The organism is Streptomyces sp. NPDC104761 (assembly GCF_055583445.1).
Map to the genome: position 1 here is coordinate 181,646 of NZ_JBVJNZ010000016.1, position 20,392 is coordinate 202,037.

The 20,392-nt window shown below is 68.1% G+C and carries 16 protein-coding genes and 2 pseudogenes; 8 read left to right on the plus strand and 10 right to left on the minus strand.

Annotation, left to right across the window (positions count from 1 at the left end; genetic code table 11):
* Window positions 1-15: 15 nt before the first annotated feature.
* Window positions 16-1,584, plus strand: coding sequence for an alpha/beta fold hydrolase (locus ACZ63F_RS35175; protein WP_469717417.1), 1,569 nt, complete (start codon window positions 16-18; stop codon window positions 1,582-1,584).
* Window positions 1,585-1,628: 44 nt separating this feature from the next.
* Here the strand turns inward: ACZ63F_RS35175 and ACZ63F_RS35180 are convergent, their stop codons facing one another.
* From ACZ63F_RS35180 to ACZ63F_RS35220, 9 genes and pseudogenes are all read right to left on the minus strand, one after another.
* Window positions 1,629-2,291: an ABC transporter permease subunit gene (locus ACZ63F_RS35180; protein ID WP_469717419.1), complete on the minus strand. Its 663-nt coding sequence runs from the start codon at window positions 2,289-2,291 to the stop codon at window positions 1,629-1,631.
* A complete protein-coding gene (locus ACZ63F_RS35185) occupies window positions 2,288-2,932 on the minus strand; it encodes an amino acid ABC transporter permease (protein WP_469717421.1) in 645 nt (214 codons plus the stop codon). The genes ACZ63F_RS35180 and ACZ63F_RS35185 overlap by 4 nt, the downstream gene beginning before the upstream one ends.
* An 11-nt stretch (window positions 2,933-2,943) precedes the next feature.
* Window positions 2,944-3,749 (minus strand): annotated as a pseudogene (locus tag ACZ63F_RS35190) (transporter substrate-binding domain-containing protein).
* A gap of 16 nt (window positions 3,750-3,765) precedes the next feature.
* A complete protein-coding gene (locus tag ACZ63F_RS35195) occupies window positions 3,766-4,542 on the minus strand; it encodes an amino acid ABC transporter ATP-binding protein (RefSeq protein WP_469717423.1) in 777 nt (258 codons plus the stop codon).
* 146 nt (window positions 4,543-4,688) lie between these two features.
* Complete coding sequence (locus ACZ63F_RS35200; RefSeq protein ID WP_352366987.1) at window positions 4,689-5,096, minus strand: DUF6278 family protein; 408 nt, start codon at window positions 5,094-5,096, stop codon at window positions 4,689-4,691.
* Window positions 5,097-5,112: 16 nt separating this feature from the next.
* The gene (locus tag ACZ63F_RS35205) at window positions 5,113-5,892 is read right to left on the minus strand and encodes an exodeoxyribonuclease III (RefSeq protein WP_469717425.1); all 780 of its coding nucleotides are present in this window, start codon (window positions 5,890-5,892) and stop codon (window positions 5,113-5,115) included.
* 134 nt (window positions 5,893-6,026) lie between these two features.
* Window positions 6,027-6,662 (minus strand): MBL fold metallo-hydrolase, encoded by a 636-nt coding sequence (locus ACZ63F_RS35210; RefSeq protein ID WP_093507919.1) that lies wholly within the window; start codon window positions 6,660-6,662, stop codon window positions 6,027-6,029.
* Window positions 6,663-6,681: 19 nt separating this feature from the next.
* Entirely contained in the window at window positions 6,682-8,001 is a 1,320-nt protein-coding gene (pcaDC, locus tag ACZ63F_RS35215) for a bifunctional 3-oxoadipate enol-lactonase/4-carboxymuconolactone decarboxylase PcaDC (RefSeq protein ID WP_469717427.1), read from the minus strand.
* A gap of 32 nt (window positions 8,002-8,033) precedes the next feature.
* The gene (locus ACZ63F_RS35220; RefSeq protein WP_469717429.1) at window positions 8,034-9,134 is read right to left on the minus strand and encodes an IS110 family RNA-guided transposase; all 1,101 of its coding nucleotides are present in this window, start codon (window positions 9,132-9,134) and stop codon (window positions 8,034-8,036) included.
* Window positions 9,135-9,817: 683 nt separating this feature from the next.
* Here ACZ63F_RS35220 and ACZ63F_RS35225 point away from each other — a divergent pair.
* The 4 genes from ACZ63F_RS35225 (at window position 9,818) to ACZ63F_RS35240 (ending at window position 17,989) form a co-directional block, all read left to right on the plus strand.
* The gene (locus ACZ63F_RS35225) at window positions 9,818-10,900 is read left to right on the plus strand and encodes a hypothetical protein (protein ID WP_469717431.1); all 1,083 of its coding nucleotides are present in this window, start codon (window positions 9,818-9,820) and stop codon (window positions 10,898-10,900) included.
* A 462-nt stretch (window positions 10,901-11,362) separates the two neighbouring features.
* Window positions 11,363-14,740: a type ISP restriction/modification enzyme gene (locus tag ACZ63F_RS35230; RefSeq protein WP_469717433.1), complete on the plus strand. Its 3,378-nt coding sequence runs from the start codon at window positions 11,363-11,365 to the stop codon at window positions 14,738-14,740.
* Window positions 14,741-15,495: 755 nt separating this feature from the next.
* Complete coding sequence (locus ACZ63F_RS35235; RefSeq protein WP_469717435.1) at window positions 15,496-15,735, plus strand: hypothetical protein; 240 nt, start codon at window positions 15,496-15,498, stop codon at window positions 15,733-15,735.
* A gap of 13 nt (window positions 15,736-15,748) precedes the next feature.
* Complete coding sequence (locus tag ACZ63F_RS35240) at window positions 15,749-17,989, plus strand: hypothetical protein (RefSeq protein WP_469717437.1); 2,241 nt, start codon at window positions 15,749-15,751, stop codon at window positions 17,987-17,989.
* A 189-nt stretch (window positions 17,990-18,178) separates the two neighbouring features.
* On the opposite strand, the gene ACZ63F_RS35245 is transcribed toward ACZ63F_RS35240, so the two are convergent.
* Complete coding sequence (locus ACZ63F_RS35245; protein ID WP_469717439.1) at window positions 18,179-19,276, minus strand: IS110 family RNA-guided transposase; 1,098 nt, start codon at window positions 19,274-19,276, stop codon at window positions 18,179-18,181.
* Window positions 19,277-19,731: 455 nt separating this feature from the next.
* Here ACZ63F_RS35245 and ACZ63F_RS35250 point away from each other — a divergent pair, with 455 nt between their 5' ends.
* The 3 genes and pseudogenes from ACZ63F_RS35250 to ACZ63F_RS35260 form a co-directional block, all read left to right on the plus strand.
* Entirely contained in the window at window positions 19,732-19,977 is a 246-nt protein-coding gene (locus tag ACZ63F_RS35250) for a replication initiator (protein ID WP_469717441.1), read from the plus strand.
* The gene (locus tag ACZ63F_RS35255; RefSeq protein WP_266595339.1) at window positions 19,970-20,155 is read left to right on the plus strand and encodes a helix-turn-helix domain-containing protein; all 186 of its coding nucleotides are present in this window, start codon (window positions 19,970-19,972) and stop codon (window positions 20,153-20,155) included. Before ACZ63F_RS35250 ends, ACZ63F_RS35255 begins: the two co-directional genes overlap by 8 nt.
* Window positions 20,152-20,301: pseudogene (locus tag ACZ63F_RS35260) on the plus strand (site-specific integrase); the annotation flags it as partial. The gene ACZ63F_RS35255 and the pseudogene ACZ63F_RS35260, both read left to right, overlap by 4 nt.
* Window positions 20,302-20,392: the final 91 nt, after the last annotated feature.

The following is a 20,392-nucleotide window of genomic DNA, read 5'->3' on the forward strand; positions in this document are numbered from 1 at the left end:
GACGGGGAGTGACCTGTGGGAACCCATCGCAAGGCCCTGCGCACGACCGCCGTGGGGGTGGTCTCCGCGACCCTGATCGCCGGCGGTGTCCTCGGGTTCACGCCCGCCGCCCAGGCCGCCGGGAACGGCGTCCGGTTCGTCGACATCACCGGGGACGGCGGCACGACGCTCAAGGCGAACGTCGTCACGCCCGCGGGCGCCGACGGCTCGCACCGCTACCCGCTGCTCGTCATGCCCACGAGCTGGGGCTTCCCGCAGGTCCAGTACCTGGCCCAGGCCCAGAAGCTCGCCGACTCCGGCTATGTGGTGGTGGCCTACAACGTCCGGGGGTTCTGGCAGTCCGGCGGCGGGATAGAAGTGGCGGGGCCGCCCGACGTGGCCGACGCGTCGAAGGTGATCGACTGGGCGCTCGCCAACACCCCGTCCGACGCGGGGCACATCGGCATGGCGGGCGTGTCGTACGGCGCCGGCATCAGCCTGCTGGCGGCCGCGCACGACGACCGGATCAAGGCGGTCGCCTCGCTGAGCGGCTGGGCCGACCTGATCGACTCGATCTACTCGGGCCGCACCGAGCACTCCGAGGCGACCGCCCTCCTCGACGGCGTCGGCCAGGTCACCGGTCGCCCGAGCGCGCAGACCAGCCAGGTCTTCAAGGACTTCTTCGCCTCCGACCTGTCCAAGGAACAGGAACTGATCGACTGGGGCAGGGAACGTTCCGCCGCGACCTACGTCGACCGGATCAACAAGAACGGCGCGGCAATCATGCTCGCCAACGCCTGGGGCGACACGGTCTTCCCGCCCAACCAGATCGCCGACTTCTACGGCCGGCTGACCGGCCCCAAGCGGCTCGAACTGCGCCCCGGCGACCACGCGACCGCCGAGCTGACCGGACTGTTCGGGCTGCCCAACGACGTGTGGACGGACACCGAGCGCTGGTTCGACCACTACCTCAAGGGCGCGGACAACGGCATCGACCGCGAGCAGCCGGTTGAGCTCAAGTCCCGTTCCACCGGCGGCTACGAGGGCTATCCGGACTGGAAGTCGGTCGGCGCCACCGGGCGGAAGATCGACCTCGCGGGCTCGGCCACCGTGCACGCGAACGTCGACTCGGGCGCGGACGGCGGGACCGTCTTCCTGTCCAGCATCCTCGACCAGGTCGCCCAGCTGCCGCCGGTCGCCTCGATCCCGCTGCTCCCCCGCCGCTGGGCCGCCGTCTGGCAGTCCGGGCGGTACACCGGCACCCAGCAGGTGCGCGGCACGGCCCGGTTGCACACCACCCTCACCCCGACCGCGGAGAGCGGCACCCTGGTCGCCTACCTCTACGACGTGGGGCCGCTCGGCCTCGGCAAGCTGGTCACCAACGCGCCGTACACCTGGCACGGCCGGACGCCCGGCAAGGCGTTCGACGTAAACCTGGACCTGTTCTCCACGGCCTACGACGTGCCCGCCGGGCACCGGCTCGCGCTGGTGATCGACACGGTGGACCCGCTCTACATCGAGCACAACCCGTCCGGCGCGCAGCTGACCTTCTCCTCGTCGGTGGACGACCCGTCGTACGTGTCCGTCCCGCTGCGCGAGCAGTGATCTCCGGCTGCCGCCGGCCGGGCCTGGCCCTTTGGCTGCTGCCCCTACGGCAGCAGCGTCCCTGGTTCGGCCGGGGCCACCTCGGCGGCCCCGGTCCTGGGACTGTGCCGCTCCCGCCTGGCCACCCAGCCGGCGAACCACGAGAGCAACATGCACATCCCGATGTAGATCGGCGAGATCACCATCACCACGGGGATGAAGGGCAAATCGTAGTCGAGGTTGGACGCGATCAGTTTCCCGGCATGGAGGAACTCCTCGTAGGTGATGAGCACCGAGCCGTTGTAGAGGGTGAGTCCGGTGACCAGGGCGGGCAGCGGCTGGACCTTCAGCGCCACGAAGACGAAGAAGATCATGACCAGGACGGGCATGGCCCGGGAGAACTCCACGACGACGGTGGCGAGCAGGCGCACCGGCCGGTGCTCGGAGAGCCGTCCGGTGGCCAGCAGTCCGCCCAGCGCCAGGGAGAGGACGGCCGCCGTCGCGAAGGCCTTGAGGGTGTTGCCGAGACCACGCAGGAGGAGCTTCTGGATCCCCTCGTAGGCGAAGGGCATCCACTTGGTGGACGTGAACTGGCCGGCGCTGGAGAGGAGGTGGAGGATCCCGGCGAGCAGGGCCACGACGACGCCGGCCGCGAGGACGCCGTATGCGGTGTGCCGCCTTCTGGTGACGGGTCCCGGGATGTCGTAGAGCGCGGTGGCCTCGGTCATCGGGCGACTCCCCAGGTGCGCTGCATCAGGTGGAACAGGGCGCTGACGGCGAGGGTGAGGATGAGGTAGCCGACGGCGATCCACACGAAGGTCCAGACGATGTCGTAGCCGAGTTCGCTCAGCGTCCGGTAGGTGCCGAGGAGTTCCGTGACGCTGAAGGCGCCCGCGATCGCGGAGTTCTTGGCGAGCGCGATGAGGGTGGAGCCGACCGGCGGGACCACCGACCGGAACGCCTGGGGAAGGATCACCAGTCGCAGCGTCTGACCGAAGGTCATGCCCAGGCTGCGGGCCGCCTCGCCCTGCCCCCGGGGCACCGTGTCGATGCCGGAGCGCAGCGCCTCGCAGATGAACGCGGAGGTGTAGCAGCCGAGGGCGAGGACCGCGAACACCTTGAACGGCAGCACCAGTCCGAAGCGGGGCAGGCCGAGCAGCACCGCGAAGAACAGGAGGGTGAGCGGGGTGTTGCGGAGCACGGTGACCCAGGCCGTGCCGATGGCCCGCAGGGAGCCGACGGGCGCGACCCGGAAGGACGCCATGACGAAGCCGAGGAGCAGGGCCAGCGCCGAGGAGCAGACGGTCAGTTCGAGCGTGCCGAGAAAACCCTCGGCGTACGTGCGGAAGTTGTCGGTCAGTACGTTCATGCCGTCCTCGCTCAGCTCGCCGGACAGCGGTCGATCGGGGGCGGCGCGGGGGCGGGTACGCCGGACAGGCCGAGCGTCGCCTCGTACGCCTTCTTCCAGTCGCCGTTCTTCTCACGTGCCTCCAATGCGTCGTCCATCGCGGAGCGCAGGGCGGTGTCGCCGCGGGGGACGCCGATGCCGTACGGCTCCTTCGAGAAGGGCCTGCCGACGACCTTGAGTTCGCCGGGGGCCTTCGCCGCGTAGCCGATGAGGATGGCGTCGTCGGTGGTGACGGCGTCGACCTGGTAGGTGAGCAGGTTGTCGACGCAGACGGAGTAGGTGTCGTAGGCGACGGGGACCGCTTTCGGGTGGTCGGCCCTGATCCGCTGGTACGGCGTCGACCCCGCCGCCGAGCAGACGCGCTTGCCTGCGAGGTTCTGGGGGCCGTGGATGTCGTTCTCGTCGTGGCGGACGAGGAGGGACTGGCCCGCCATGTAGTACGGGCCGGCGAAGCCGACCAGGCGATCTCGATGTCGAAGCCCGAGTGGACGCCGGTGGCCGGGTCCCGCTCGCCGAGGTACGGCTGGTCCTCCTTGGCGCCGACGACGAGGTGACCGCGCTTCCTCGCCCGGGTCCAGGTCGGTGAGGACGGCAGCCGGAAGCCGCGCACGACCCGGTAGTCGGGCAGCGTGCCGGCCGCGGGGCCCTTCCGCGGCGGGCTGCCTTCCTTGCCGCAGCCGCCGACGCCGAACGCGGCACCGGCGTCGCCGATCACTGCGGTGAAAAGGGCCAGGGCCGCGGGCACACGGGCGGCGGGCACACGGGTGGTACGGACCATGGGTGGTACTCCCCGCTCAGTGCTTGAGGATTGTGGACAGGAAGTCCCTGGCGCGTTCGCTGCGCGGGGCGGTGAAGAACTCCTCCGGGGTGCGGTCCTCGACGATGCGGCCGTCGGCCATGAAGACGACCCGGTGTGCGGCGGAACGGGCGAAGCCCATCTCGTGGGTGACGACGACCATGGTCATGCCGTCCCGGGCGAGCTGCCGCATGACCTCAAGCACCTCGTTGATCATCTCGGGGTCGAGGGCGGAGGTCGGTTCGTCGAAGAGGAGGGCCTTGGGCTCCATGGCGAGGGCGCGGGCGATGGCGACGCTCCCCCAGTGCCTGAACGGCCTGGGCGGTGCCCCCAGATGCCGGCCGCCGGAGAGCTGTGCGGGGTACTTCCCGGCGTGCGCCGACAGGCCGACGCGGTCGAGGAGTGCGCGCGAGCGCCGGTCCGCCTGTTCCTTCGGGCGCCCGCGGACCTTGATCTGGGCGAGGGAGACGTTCCGCAGGACCGTCTTGTGGGCGAACAGGTTGAAGGACTGGAAGACCATGCCGACCTCGGCGCGGAGCTTCGCGAGGGCCCTGCCCTCCTGGGGCAGCGGCCGGCCGTCGAGCGTGATGGTCCCGGACTCGATGGTCTCCAGGCGGTTGATCGTCCGGCACAGCGTCGACTTCCCCGACCCCGAGGGGCCGATGACGACGACCACTTCTCCCTTGCCGACGGTGAGATCGATGTCCTGGAGGACATGGAGCTCGCCGTAGTACTTGTTGACGTCCCGCAGTTCGATCAGAGGATCGACGGCCATCCGCAGCCCTACCCGCTCTCAGCTGTGTCGTGGTTGCCGCAAACTATCCAGCCGGGAGTGAACTTAAGGCACGACACGCACTTTTCGGGCATTAGCCGTATTTATGCCATCTTTATTGCCGCCCTCGTCGAAGGGTTCGCCGCGGTTCAGGTCTCGGCGACCTCCGCGTAGAGCTGGGAGAGTTCGGGGACCCCGCTCGCAGCCCAGTCGTGACCGGCCTCGACGACCTCGAACTCCCGCCCGGACGACAGCCGTACGACCGGCTCGCCGTCCGCCCGGATCTGCCACTCCGCGCCGGTCACGGTCCGGGTCAGGACGGTGCCCAGGTACAGGCCGGCGTCAGTGCCGAGCCAGGTCAGGGTCTCCTCGTCGTCCCGCCAGCGCGGGAGCAACTGGTCGAGGGCCTCCAGCGAGGCCGGGGTGTCGTCGAGCGTGACACCCTCCTCGGCCGCCTGGGCACGCAGGAGCTCGCACTCGGCGAGCAGATCGGGGTCGGCGTGGTGGGGGACGTCACCGGTCTTGCCGTGCCTGTGACCCAGGAAGGGGATGTTCATGGTCCCAGGTTGACACTCACACCTCGAGGTCCACCACCACCGGAGCGTGATCGGAAGCGCCCTTTCCCTTGCGCTCCTCGCGGTCGACATAGGCGTCCTTCACTGCTTTGCCGAATGCTTCGTTGCCGTACACCAGGTCGATGCGCATGCCGCGGTTCTTGGGAAAGGCGAGCTGGCGGTAGTCCCAGTAGGTGTAGGGGTGGTCGTACTTCAGCGGGCGCGGGACGACGTCGCTCAGGCCGGTCTCGCGCAGGGCGGTGAGGGCGGCGCGCTCGGCCGGGGTGACGTGGGTGAGGCCCTCGAAGGCGGCCACGTCGAAGACGTCGTCGTCCGTCGGCGCCACGTTGTAGTCGCCGAGCACCGCGAAGGGGCGACTGCCGCCCGCGTCCCCGGCGACGGCGGCCTTCAGCGCCTCGAACCACTGGAGTTTGTAGGCGTAGTGCGGGTGGTCGACCTCGCGCCCGTTGGGCACGTACACCGACCAGACCCGGACCGGCCCGCAGGTCGCCGAGATCGCGCGGGGCTCGGGCGCGCCGTCGTAGCCCGGGTCGCCGGGCAGGCCCTTGACGACGTCCTCCAGGCCGACCCTCGACAGCACCGCCACGCCGTTCCACCGGCCGGTCGCGTGGACCGCCGCCTCGTACCCCAGCTCGCGCAGCTGCTCGAACGGGAACTGTGCCTCGGCGACCTTGGCCTCCTGGAGGCAGAGCACGTCGGTGCCGCTGCTCTCCAGCCAGGCGAGGAGCCTCGGCAGGCGGGCGGTGATCGAGTTCACGTTCCAGGTCGCGATGCGCATGCTCCACAACCTACCGGGCGCCTCTGACAACGGGCCTCGGACGTCCGGCCCCCGAACCTCCGGCCCCGCGTCTGCTCCCGCCCCGCGTCTGCTCCCGCCCCCGCGTCTGCTCCCGCCTCGCGTCCCCTGCGGCCTCAGACGTCCGCCGAGGCCCCCGGCGCCAGCCGCTGGTGGTCCGCGCCGCCGAGGGCGCCGATCTGACGGTCGTAGATCGGCCGGGCGAGGTCGGTGAGCAGGGCGTCGTGGATGTCGTAGGCGCGCTGCGGCTTCACCTCGCGGACGTAGTCGATGACCTCGGAGATCTTGTTCCAGGGCGCCATCACGGGGAGCATCAGCGTCTCGACGGGGTGGCCGGGGACGGTGAGGGCGTCGCCGGGGTGGAAGACCCTGCCGCCGTCGATCAGGTAGCCGACGTTGGTGATGCGCGGGATGTCCGGGTGGATCACCGCGTGCAGCTCGCCGTGCACCTGGACGTCGAAGCCGGCGGCGGTGAAGGTGTCGCCGTGGCCGACAGTGTGCACCCGGCCAGGGAAGGCCGCCGCGAGCTGGTCGGCGACGGACTTCAGCGTCCAGATCTCGGCGCCGGGGTTCGCGTCCAGGGCGGCCCGCAGCCGGCCCTCGTCGAAGTGGTCGGCGTGCTCGTGGGTGATCAGGATCGCCTCGGCGCCGACGGCCGCGTCCTGCTCGCTGAATCCGCCGGGGTCGAGGACGAGCGTGCGCCCGTCCTTCTCGAGGCGCACGCACGCGTGGGACTTCTTGGTGAGCTTCATGGTCACCATCCTGCCCCGCTCAGCCCTCGGGGGTGGTCTCCTCGCGGATGACCTGCTGGGCGACCCGGAACGCGCTGTTCGCGGCCGGTACCCCGCAGTACACCGCCGCCTGGAGCAGCACCTCCTTGATCTCGGCCGGGGTGAGGCCGTTGCGCAGCGCGGCCCGGAGGTGGAAGCCCAGTTCCTCCAGATGGCCGCCCGCCACCAGCGCGGTGAGCGTGACGCAGCTGCGCGAGCGCCGGTCGAGGCCCGGCCGGTCCCAGATCTCGCCCCACGCGTAGCGGGTGACGAACTCCTGGAAGTCCCCGGAGAACTCGTCGGCCTGCGCCAGCGCCCGGTCCACGTGCGCGTCCCCGAGCACCTCCCGGCGGACCTTCAGCCCCGCCTCGTAGGGGTCGGGCCGCCCGAACGGCTGCGGCGCCACGACGGCCGGGGCGATCTCGGCGATCGGCGCCACCGGGGGCGCGACCTGCGGCACGGCCTGGGGCGCGGCGGACAGCACCGGCTTGACCGGCGCGGCCGGGATGGCGATCTGTCCGGTGGTCGAGTCGTAGGCGGGCTGCCAGGCGGTGGAGAAGTGGCGCACGAGCAGGTCGGTGACGGCGCCGGGCTGCTCGACCGGGACCAGGTGGGAGGCGCCGGGCACGACCGCGAGCCGGGCGTCGGGGATCCCGGCGACCAGGGTACGGGCCTCGGCCGGGCCGGTGACCTGGTCGTCGGAGCCGACCAGCACGAGCGTCGGTACGCCGACGCGGGCGAGCTCGTGCCGTACGTCGAAGCCGGCCAGCGCCTCGCAGGCGGCGATGTAGCAGCCGGGGTCGGTGGTGCGGACCATCTGGACGGCCCACTCGGTGATCGCGGGCTGGGCGGCGGCGAACCCGCCGGTGAACCAGCGCTCGGGCGAGGTCCGGGCGATCGGATCGAGGCCGTTCGTCCGTACGATCACGCCGCGCTGCCGGAACTCGTCCGGCGTCCCGAACCGGGGCGAGGTGGCGACCAGCGCCAGCGAGGCGATCCGCTCCGGGTGCCGCAGCGCCAGCTCGACGCCGACGGCTCCGCCCAGCGCGCAGCCCGCGTAGCCGAAGCGCTGCACACCGAAGGAGTCCAGCGTGGCCAGCAGCCGGGCGGTCAGCTCGGCCACGGAACCGGCCGGGTGCGCCGGGGCGCCGCCGTGCCCCGGCAGGTCGTAGCGGAAGACGCGCCACTGCTGGACCAGCTCCGGGATCTGCCGGTCCCACATGTGCCATGTGGTACCCAGTGAGGGACCCAAGATCAGGACCGGAGCGTCTTCTGGCCCGTCAAAGCGGTATTGCAGGGTGTTCGGTGGTGTCTCACTCACGCCCCAGACCCTCTCACGTCTCACGACTGCCCCTATGACGGGGGTTGCGACTGCACAGGTCTGACCAGATGGAAGACCTCCCGGGCCGCGTAGCGCTTGAGGGTTCGGACGATCTCGCGCCGGGTTTTGCCCTCCGCGCTGCGGTGTTCGTAGTACTGCTGGGTGCGCGGGTCAACGCGCAGGCGGGTCGGCACGATCCGATGCAGGGCCGCGTTCGCTTGCCGGTCGCCGCCCCGGTTAAGGCGCCGGTACTGCCGACTGCCCGAGGAACGCTCGACGGGACTGACCCCGCACAGCGCCGCGAAGGACGCCTCACTGCCCAGGCGTTCCGGGTTGTCCCCGATCGTGATCAGCAAAGTGACGGCGGTGTCCGGACCGATGCCCACCACCTCGAGCAGCTGCGGAGCGTGGCGCTCCACCAGCCGGGTCAGGCGGCCTTCGAGCTCCTGGACCTCTTCGCTGAGCTGCCCGATGCGCCGGGCCAGGAGACCCAGCGTCACGTGGGTGGCGTGGAGCACCGCCCCCTCGCCGGCCTCGCGGTTCAGGCTGTCGTCGACGAGCCCTGCGCAGGTGCGTAAGAGTTCTGCGTTGCCCAGCCCGGCCAGTTCCTCCCTCAGCTGCAGATCGGCACGTATGAGGACGGCCTTGAGCTGGTTGATCGCCTGGGTGCGGGCCTTGACCGCCGAGTCCTTGGCCAGCTTGTACATCCGGGCGATCTCCACCGGCCCGTCGCCCGCCTTGGCCTGAGCGCACGCCCGCCCGCTCAGCACCGCCCGGGCCGCGTTCTCGGCATCGAGCGGGTCCGACTTGCCGCGCCGACGGCGGTCGGCCCGGTCGAACCGATTCACATCGAAAACGTCCACGCCCTGGGCCAGTAGGTAGCGGGACAGGGCGGCTCCGAAGGAACCGGTGCCTTCGACTCCGGCCCGGCGCACCGTACCTGACGCCATGGCCCACCCCAGCAGGTCTCGGTATCCAGCCGCGGTGGCCGGGAACTCCTCAGTGCCGATCACCTCCCCCACAAGGGAGAGCACAGCGGCCACATGAGCGTCCCGGTGCGTGTCCACTCCCAGGACCACCTCCCCCGTCGGCCGGCGCCGACGAGAACGCGAAGCGGTGGACGTGCCGGTCATGCTCGTTCCCTTTCAGGCCGACGGTTTATCGCGTGGCCGGTAGCGGGCCGTGCGGACGGTCAGAATCGTGATGTCGCCTTTCCGGCAAGCCCCTATCGAGACACGTCCATCAGCCCGAGACCAACAGTGCGCAGTCCCATGGCCGGCGGTCGACACAGTGTGATCAGGACACCTCGGTCAGAGATCTCAGGAGTCGGACTCCGCCGTAGGACAGGCACCCACCTACGGTTCTCGGCCCAACCGGCCTCCAGCCACGTCAGCCCGCTCGTTCGAGCGAATTGACTCGAAGCACCGGTCGCCTACCACCGGAACTGGCACCATGCCGCCGTCGTGCGTCACTTCGAGTCGAAGGCGGACCATTGGAACGGCGGGTCAATGAGCGGCAGCTGTCGGTGTTGCAGTGGGTGGGAGCCGGGTGCCCTGCAGGCGTATGGAACACAAGCTCCTACAAGACCACCTGCCAGGCACTCCACAACCGTGGCCTGGTGACGGTCTCCCGGAAGGCCGGGCAGTGGAGCGTCGCCCTGACGAGCGCCGGCCAGCACTACCTGGCGCACGGCACGTACCCTCCCCGCGGATCACGCCCGCGGAAGCCCCAGGCCGCCGCTCCACGGCCCCAGTCAGCCCAAACTCAGGAAACGTCGGCCGCCGAGCGGAAGCCAAGCCCTCCCTCACAGCCTCGTGTGACGCTCACGGAGCAGCTGTTACAGGAGCTCGCGGAGGCCGGCGGCAGGATCGTCAAGAGCGGCAGCGGTCCCGGCTTGGAGAAGTGGCCGTCCCGCGTCGCCGCCGCACGCAGGTCCGGAAGGGTTCCGGAGACGAAGGAGCTGTACGGAAACTGGTGCCGCGACGGGTACGAGATCAAGCTCGTCGACATCCCCGCCTGGCGCCTTGCCGTCCTCGACCCCGTCCCCGTGCCCTCGCGGCACACTCGGCCGCACACCGTTATCCGGGCCATGCAGAACGAACGCCAGCTGCTCGGCCTGACCAAGCCCGTCCAAGGACGCGCTCTCCGACTCATCCAGGCACTGATCACCACTGCCGAGGCCGAAGGACACACCTGCTCGGCGGGGCAAACCGGCTTCGCACCCCCACCGCATCGCCGCCGCAGGGCAAATCCCCACTTCACCATCACCGCACAGGGCCAGCCAGTGGGGTTTCTCGTCCTCCAGGAACAGGATCGGGCCGAGCACGTCGCCACCGAGAAGGAACTCGCCGACGCCAAGAAGCACTCCTGGGTCAGGATCCCCCGCTTCGACTACACCCCGTCCGAACGCCTCCGCATCATCCTCAGCGGCGGCCAGCCACACCGGGCGAGCGAATGGGCCGACGCTCCCGGCCGCCCCCTCGAAAGGCAGCTCGCCGAGATCGCACAGGAGGTCACGCTTCGCGGCGAAGCCGCCGAACGCAGACGCCAGGACGAGGCCGAAGCGGCACGCCAGAAGCGCATCCGCTGGGAAGCCGCCATGGAACAAGCCCGCATCCGGTACGCGGAGGCGTACCGCTTCAGACACTTTGAAGCGCAGGAAGCGGCATGGCGCCACGCCACCGGACTTACGGAGTACGTGAGCGCGGTACGCACGCGAGTCGAGGCCATGCCACCGGGGCAGGCCAGAACCGAAGCCGAAGCATGGATCAGCTGGGCAGCGGCCACCGTCGAGCGCCTCGACCCATTGCACACACCGCCCCGACTGCCCGACATCCCCGAACCACGAGCCGACGACCTCAGGCCCTTCCTCGGGCACTGGAGCCCCTACGGCCCCTGAGCCGCGAGAGCGGGCGCGCACCGACTGGGTGGCACTCAGATGATCATCCGTGATCTCAGACAGAACGGCACGGCCTCGTCGCACGCAATGTCGGATGTCGTCGACCGCGCTGAGCGCCGCTGCACGGCCCAGCTCGCGGGTGGCGACGTGGTCGATCTCCGAGAGCAGCAGCGGGGACATACCAGGAGCCGCGCAGCCGTGATGGCTTCGTTTGACGCACGCACGCTGCCCCCGCGATCGCCCAGCGTGTCTGCAAGATCGCCGTACCGTCCACCGATTGCGCTCCGCACGTTGAGGCACGCCCGGGACGCACTCCCGGCTCACGCTCCAACCGGCCTCCGTACGCGGGGCTTTGGCGGCTTGTCACCAATCAACCTACATCCACTGGTGTTTGCTACTTGAGATGTCATGGGCATTCTGTATGGGTCTGATCGTCGGCGTGGGTGCAACCTTGGGGGGCCGATGGCAAGAGGGGACGTCTGGGCAGGAAAGGGCACGACCGAATCAGTAGCGGACCTCGTTGCCCAGTTCGGCGAGGAGGTCAGGGCCAAGCTGCAAGGTCCCGCAGGGGCGGTCAGCAGTAAGGAGGACAGCCTGACCGCGCCGGTGGAGCATCTGCTGCGCGGCATGGCCTCGCGGCAACGCCTCAAGCTCATCGTCCACGGTCAGAGTCGCATCAAGGAACTCGGGATCCGGCCCGACTTCGCCATCGCCTGCGGCGGCAGGACCATAGGGCACGTCGAGCTGAAGCAGCCGGGCTCGGGGGCCGATCCGGAGAAGTGGTCGGTGAAGAGCCACGACCGCAAGCAGTGGGAGAAGATCAAGGCACTCCACAATGTGCTGTACACCGACGGATACCAGTGGGCGGTCTACCGTTTCGGCGTACAGGTCGGCCCGACCGGGATCCTGGTCGGAGACCTTGATTCCGGTAGTCGGCAACTCGTCGTCGCGGACACCGGGTTCGAGCGTGCCCTCACGCACTTCTTCCTGCCAGCGCCCATCGTCCACGACAGCATCAACGAACTGGTCAAGCGTATCGCGGGAATCTGCGCCCTGCTGCGTGACGAGGTCACCGAGCGTCTCACCCGCGAGGAGCACGGGCAGGCTGACGCTGCGTTCTCGATCCTGGCCGACAACTGGAAGGACCTGCTCTTTCCCGATGCTCGCCCGGAGGAGTTCGCAGACCAATACAGTCAGACGCTGACGTTTGCCATGCTGCTGGCTCGCCTTGAGCACATTGATCTGGGCAGGCTCACGCTTCCCGAGGTCGCGATCCGACTGGGCAAGCGGCATTCCTTGATGGGCAAGGCGCTGGCGGTGCTGACGGACGACGCCCTCGACGATCTGCGGGGCATCATCGACCCGCTGATCGACGTCTTATCGGCCGTCGACCCCGAGATGTTCAAGGACGAGACCGGAGACGCCTACCTCCACCTGTACGAGGGCTTTCTGGGCGCCTACGACCCGGAACTGCGACGGCGGACGGGTACTTACTACACGGCTGGCGAGGTCGTCCGTTTCATGGTCGGCTTCACCGACGCGGTGCTGCGTGACCGGCTCGGCCAGGAGGACGGCTACGGAAGCGAGGACGTCACCGTCGTCGATCCGGCCATGGGCACCGGGACCTTCCTCATCAACATCATCGACCACGTCGCCAAGTCCCTGTCACTGAAGTACGGCAGCACGCTCAAGTCCGGGCTTCTCCGGGAGCTGTCGGGCCGACTGGTCGGGCTGGAGAAACAGACCGGGCCGTACGCCGTCGCCGAACTCCGTGTGCACCACGCCTTCCGGTCCCACGACGCCGACATCACGCGCCGCCCGCCGAGGCTTCTGGTGGCCGACACACTCGACGATCCCGCCGTCGAGCACCACCTGGGCTTCATGTACGAGGCGATCGCCCGCCACCGCCGAATGGCGAACAAGATCAAGGCGGACGAGAAGGTCATGGTGGTCATCGGCAATCCGCCCTACCTGCGGGGTGCGAGACAGTCGGGCGTCGGGCGCTGGGTAACCGAGGGCAACCCGAACGGCCAGGGCCCGATCCTCGCCCGCTTCCACCCAGAGGACAACGGACGCGTCGGATACGCCCTCGACAACCTCTACGTCTACTTCTGGGCATGGTCCACCTGGAAGGTATTCGACCAGTTGACTGCCTCGGGAGCGCCGAAGGCCCCGAGCGGGATCGTCGCCCTCATCACCAACTCCGGGTACCTGGACAGCGAGGGATCGGCCGGCATGCGCCACTACCTGCGTGAGGCCGCCGACGAGGGCTGGGTCATCGGCCTCTCACCCGAGGGCGCCTACTCCGACACGCGCACCCGTGTCTTCCAGGATGTTAAGCGGGAGATCTGCATCGCCGTCTTCGTCCGCCATGGCGCCCCGGACGCGGATACACCGGCGCGGGTCTGGCGACTTGACGTCCCCGCGGGCACACGCGAGGAGAAATTCAACTGGCTGGAAGGGCTTGGCCTCGACGGTCATCACGACGGGACCTCCTGGCAACTATGCCCCACACAGTGGACCGCGCCTTTTCACGTCCTGTCCGACTCTGAGTGGTCGGCAATGCCACCGGTGGACGCCCTGCTGCCCTGGACGAGCTCCGGCAACAAGAACAACCGCAGCTGGCCCGTCTCACCCAGCCGGGACGTCCTGGAGATCCGGTGGCGCAGGCTCGTCCAAGCCCCAGCGGAGGACAAGGCCGCACTGCTGAAAACCACCAGAGACCGCCGTCCGGATAAGCCGGAACCGCCACTGCCCGGGCAGCAGGAAAGGGAAAGCCTTGCCGCGGAGAAGGAGACGTTGCCGGTCACTGTTCCCTACGGCCGGATGACCTTCGACAGGCAGTACATCATCGCGGACAGGCGAGTGATCGACTTTCCGCGACCGGCCTTGTGGTTCGCCCACAACGACCAGCGTCAGATCTACCTGTCCGAACTCCACACGGAGTCAGGCCGTCCGGGGCCGGCGGTGAGTTTCACTGCCCTGCTCCCCGACATGCACCACTTCAAAGGCACCGAAGGCGGCCGCGTCGCCCCTCTCTACCGCCACCCTCACCAGGCTGAACCAAACGTCACCCCTGGCCTGCTGCGTCTTCTCACCAAGACGTACGGCGTGACGGTCACCGCCGAGGACCTCTTCGCGTACATCGCGGGAACAGCCGGCCACAGCGGCTACACCCGCCGCTTCGCCGCGAACCTCTCCGAGCGCGGTGTCCGTATCCCTATAACACGCGACCCGGCTCTATGGGCGGAGCTCGTGGAAGTGGGCAGGCGCACAGTGTGGATCCACACGTACGGCCAGCGCTTCGCCTCCCACCACGACAGTTCACCTGGCTCGTCCCCGAGGCTTCCCCCGGAGGAACAACCGGAATGCGTCGTCGTGATCGGAGAGGACGACGGGTTACCTGCGGACATCTCTTACGACGCGTCCACGCGAACCCTCACGGTGGGCACGGGCTGCATACGTCCGGTGGCGCCGGAAGTCTGGGACTATCGGATCGGCGGGGTGCAGGTGATCCGCAAGTGGTTCAGCTTCCGCAAGCGCAAGCCAGACGTGGAACGACAGACCCCGTTGAACGACATCCTGCCCCCGACCTGGCCTGCCCGGTGGACCGTTGACCTGCTTGACCTCATCAACGCGCTCGGGCTCCTCGTAGCCCTCGAACCCCAACAGGCCCGGCTGCTGGACGCAGTGACCAGCGGCCCGCTCATCAGCACCGACGACCTACGGGGCGAGGGCATCCTGCCCGTACCTGCCTACGCAACCAAAGAACCGAAACCGCCGCGCAAGTCTCGACGCGCCCCCGGCCCTGGTCAGGAGAGCCTCGACTTCTCGGACTGACACCCGTCCGGCCTGAGTGCCTGACGCCCGCAACATCAACGGAATATCTGCACGATGACGCCCCGCCGCAGCAAGCCAGCGGGGCGTCGTTGTATCAGGTCCCCGTCTACGCAGGACCCCCGCCAGAGCGATCCGACGGGAATCCTCACCTGTCACATGCCCCTATGACGGGGGTTACGGCTGTGTGGGCCTGCTCAGGTGGAAGACCTCGCGGGCAGCAGGTCACGGCAACCGGCCGCAGTAGCCGGGAACGCCTCAGTGCCGATCACCGCCCCCACCAGAGAGAGCACAACAGCCACATGAGCGTCCCGATGCGTGTCCACTCCAAGGACCACCTCCCCCGTCGGCCGGCGCCGACGAGCACGCGGGGCAGGGGACGTACCGGTCATGCCCGTCGCCATCAGATGCAGTTGCAATAGGCGACTCAGTTGGCGCACGGGGATCCTTAGCGCAGGCTCGCCAATTAGTCAATCCAGATAATTAGTTCGAAACCCATCATGCGCGAGTTCGACACCTCCGCACGGGGACGCCGACCGGTAACTTGTTTTTGCTAACCACCCAATTAGAGCGTGAGCCCGCCGCCTCTCAATGGGAACAAAAGTACGCCTCTTCACTCGAAGCGGGTATCTACCGGATAAGCATGCCGCTCCTCAGCTTCCTGATGCCAGCATGCTTCTTGTTCCTAACGTGCCGATGCGGGACGTCTGTTGGCCGATGGGTCGACGTACGGCCGCGACTCCCGAAGGGCCTCAGCCATGCCTTCATCCCCGGAATCCGACCGTCCTTTCGACGAATCCGCCGAGGAGACCCGACGCAAGGAGCGGAAGCTGGCCGAAGCTGAGGTCAAGTTGGCGCGCCGACAGCGGATTGTGAACCGGCTGCGGATTCTGCAAATGATCTTCTCGCTGGTCGAACTCGCGACAGGCAACCCGGCTTACCGGTGGGCGGCCAGATGTGCCCAGTGGGCCATGGAACGTTTCCGGGACTCCGAGTGATGTGGGGTAGAGCATGAGCGAAGGCAATGTCGACGGCCCATTTCCGATGCCGGTTTCCCGGGAGGATCAAGAAGCATGGATCAACGCCGTGCTAGCGACCGAGGGGGTGAATCTGCCCCGTGGCGCACTGGAGAACATCGCGCCCTTCATCGTTGATCCCAAAGACATGCTGAGTGAGCCCGACGCCCATGGTGTGCGCACGCTCAGGGCGAGCGCGGTCCGGCGCATCCACACAGACGCCGGTGACCTCGTCATCGCCGTCGCCCGGATGCACGGCGTCGGCGGTGTGCAGTGGGGACACAACGAACGGATCAGCTCGATCTGGCGCTCCGTCGCGGATCCGACGGTCGGCCGGGAAACCGAAAGGACCTTGGCCTCGGTCCGGCCTTGGATGGGCGTCGACGACGATGGACGCACCAAGTGTTTCGCCGCGCTGGAAAGCGTCGTGGCCAACCGGCGCACGTTGATCACGAACATTGAGGACGCGGCGGACGAATTGAAGAAGCGAGACCGGGTCCGCCCTTATGACCTTGAGGAGGACCTCGTCCTCAACGGGCAACAGGAACCTGGGATGTATGTTCCTCAGCAGGTGAGGATCGAGGAGAACCCGGAGAGGGGATCTGACAGCAGCCCTCTTTATCCGTCCGCCTATTGGGGGTGGATGGCAGTCCGAGGCAATAATCGTACGCAGAAGCGACAATCGATTTTTCGTTTGACATCCAGCGAAGTGCTAGCCGGCGTCCCAGTAAAGAAACTGCAGCGGGAGGGGGACGAGGTCATCTGCGACCCCCGTGACTGGCTCCCTGAATTCTCCGCCATGCTCAACAGGGAGTTCGCGGAGACGGGCGACGGCGAACTGGATCCGACAAGCGGTTCACGGGCGCAACGCGCCGCAGCCGTCGCCGTAGTGGACTCGCATCTGGTGATCGGCACCCCCACTCCGCAGCGGCTCTACCGCATCGTGCAGATGAACAACCGGCGCGATCACGTACACCCGCCGCTGGAGTTCGACGCCCTCGACCGCTCGCGCGCGCTAGGGCGGAGCGTTCTCGGGATGTATGTAGCGCAACGGGTTATGGATGAGAAAACGGCAGAGGTCCTTTCCGGGCTGGCACCGATCCGTGAACTCCCGGGCACGTCGGCGAACATGACGGTCTCCGAGTTGCGAGACCTGCGCTCCATGAGGTTGCTGCAGGAACTGTTTCCGGTGGATCCGCGCAAGCGTCATCTACTGCGGCGCGTGCTCAGCGAGAACCCACCATCCCAGCTCAAGTCCGGGGAAATCAACCAACGGGCGCGCACATGGTCCGCGCTTACCTCCGAAAGCTACCCGGCACCATGGAACCCACGCGTGGGCGAGGTCTTCTCAACCCGGGCCCGGGAGGGAATCGTCCTCTCTGGGCGCAGGCTGCCTGATCTGCTCGCCACCGCGGACACCGATGACGACGCCTTCGATGAACTGGTGTCCTATCGGGCGGCGCACTGGCTGGCCTTCTTCGGCATCATCGAGGCCGACCGAGGTTCACTCGATGGCCAGGAGGCGATCGGCGACGCAGGGGAACGGATTCGCCGATCTCGCAGGACCGTCATGAACTGCCTGCAGGCCCTGAGGTATGAGAAGAGCCGGATGATGGCAGTCGGCGTACTGAAGTCGCTGGCCGCAGCCATGGACGACGGAGACCGGCCTCCCTGGCGCGTCAGCAGCTCCGGCAAGGAGATGGTGGGGCGGGAGATGACACCGCTCTGGTTCGACAGCGAATTCCCCAAGAACACCGGTACCCGGCCCCGCAAGACCGCGAATTCTGCACCGCCATTGATCACGACGGTGACGGTGCCCGGCCCCCTCACTTCGCCTGAACTGCCCGGGCTCTCGCTCATGACACCAACGTCCTCACCCGTGACATCAGCCCCTGTACAACCCGCGCCGCAGCCAGCCCCTGCAGTCTCAGCCCAGTCCGAAGCGCCCGCTACCGATGAAACCGACGGAGCTGATAGCTCCGCACCCTCCCCCGAGGAATCCCTCAACCTTGAGACTCTAGTGACCCGTGTCGAAGAACGGATCCGTGGCCTGCACGCGGCCTCCGCCGAAATCGGCGAACTTCTCGGCCACCTCGCGGATCAGAGCCGGGCGGCGTCTGTCACCCAGCCCATCGGCCGGCAGCAAGCCGATAGGGCTGTGCGCCTCCTGAACCAGACGCTATCCAAGCTGCGCAGACTGCCGGAACTCATGGAGGAGATGACGGAACCCGTCTGACGCAGTTCTTCCGACAGGGCCGACGCACTGGATGCCCATCGCCTGCCAGCTGGCCGCGGACCAGAGCCGCGTTTCCTGCTGGCGCCGTCTGCGCAGGACCCCCGCCGGAGCAAGCCAACGGGGGTCTTCGCATATCACAGCCCTATGAGCTAGCTCCCGACTGGTATCTGTCCGACCAGATGGACGCCCCTATAACGCGGGGATGTGGGAAACCGGTCTGACCAGGTTGAAGACCTCGCGAGCTGCATATCGCTTGAGGCATCGGATGATCTCACGTCGGGTCTTGCCCTCCTGGGTGCGGCGTTCGTAGTACGCCTGGGTGCGCGGGTCGTGACGCAGCCGGGTGAAGACGATGCGGTGCAGGGCGGCGTTGGCCTGCCGGTCGCCGCCGTAGTTGAGCCGACGCGTGCGCCGTCGGCCGGAGGAGTACTCGATGGGGCTGACTCCGCAAAGGGCAGCAAAGGACGCCTCGGTGTTCAGCCGCTCGGGGTTATCCCCCATGGTGATCAGGAGAGTGACGGCGCTGTCCGGACCGATACCCACCGGTACGAGCAGCTGTGGGGCGTGACGTTCGACGAGTTGGGTCAGGTGTTGGTTCAGCACATTGATCTGCGCGGTGAGCTGTTCGATACGCTCGGCGAGCATGCGCAACGTCATGTGGGTGGCCTGGGCCACCGCGTCCTCGTCTCCCCCACCGCCGGGTAGGCCGAGGCGTGCGCAGGTGCGAAACAGCTCGCGGTTGCCCAGGCTGGACAGCTGTTCCCGCAGGGCGGGGTCGGCGATGACCAGGACGGCTTTGAGCTGGTTGATCGACTGGGTGCGGGCCTTGACCGCGGAGTCCTTGGCGAGCTTGTAGATCCAGGCGCTGTGCACCGGACCGTCGCCGGACTTGGCCCGGGCCCGGGCGCGCCCGCTCAGCACGGCTCGCGCTGCGGCCTGCGCATCGAGCGGGTCCGACTTGCCGAGCAGCCGGCGGGCCGTGCGGTCGGGCCGGTTCACTTCGAACACCTGGATCTGCTGGGTCAGCAGGTAGCGGGACAGGCCCGCGCCGAAGGTGCCGGTGCCCTCCACGCCGGCCCGGCGCACCGTCCCCTGCTTGCGGGCCCACACGAGCAGCCGACGGTAGCCAACCGCCGTCGCCGGAAAGGATTCTGTGCCCAGGGCCTTCCCCAGTGGGGAGACCACGGCGGCGACGTGAACCTCGCCGTGCGTGTCCACACCCAGGACGACCTCGCGCCGAACGGGAGGATCCGTGCTGGAGGACGTGCTGCATTGTCGGGTCGTCATGGTGCTTTGCCTCCCGCGTGGTGACGTGCTGGTTGGATGGCATCGGCCTGCTCGGGCGGTCTGAACCGTGATGACGCCTGAAAATCGGCAAGGCCCCTATAGGGACACGCCCTGTGGCTCGGTACCGGCAGTCGCCATCCCGCGACGACGGTCGACACGTCCGTGACTGGACACTTCGGTCATAGATCTCATGAGTCAGACCCCCGTCCGGGACGGCACTGCGCAACCGTCCCACTGGCCCCGGCACAACGGCATGATCCGATCACTGCCGCACGGCTTCGTTCGAACCGGCGCTCAACCCGGCCTGGACGGTCTGACAATGAGTTGGCTCTCCGTCCACTCATGACCGGCATTGACGGACAGCCATGCGGCCCGCCTTACCGGCTGCCCATGGTCGACCATCGCACGGCCTCGAACTCTCTCTTGGTAAACGGGACTGTCCACAAGTCCTGTAGTTGCTGCGCGAGACCTTCCGCGGCCACTTCTCCACCAAGACCCGCGCCTACTCCACCACCCTCGGCGCCCTCCGGGCCGCCCGCGCCACCTGGCACCGCCGCCACACCCCTACCCCCTCACCCACTACCCTCGTCCTCGCCCACTGGGCCTACGACGGCACCGGACTCACCCCCGACCTCGAACGCCTCGCCGCACGCATCAGCGGCAGCCCAACGCGCGAACCGGCGGTGACCACTCGTGCGTGACGACGAACTCCTCACCGTCCCCGAAGCGATGGCCCGCCTCAAGATCGGCCGCTCCGCCCTCTACGACCTCCTGCGCACCCGTCGACTGGCCTCGCTGACCATCGGCCGCGCGCGCCGCATCCCCACCCACGCCCTCGCTGACTACGTTCAGCGTCACCTTGAGGAGGCCACCCGATGACCGCGCCCAAGCGCAAGAAGACCCGCGCCAACGGCGACGGCACCGTCTACCAGCGCAAGGACGGCCGCTGGGAAGCCGCCGGATACGTCCTCGCCCCCCGCAACACCCGCAAGCGCATCTGCGTCTACGGCAGCACACGCAATGAACCGTTCCGGGTTCGGTAGGGACTCGATCGTTTGAGAGGATCGAGTTATGGCACGTCCTTCCCAGTACCCGCTTGAGCTGCGCCGTCGTGCG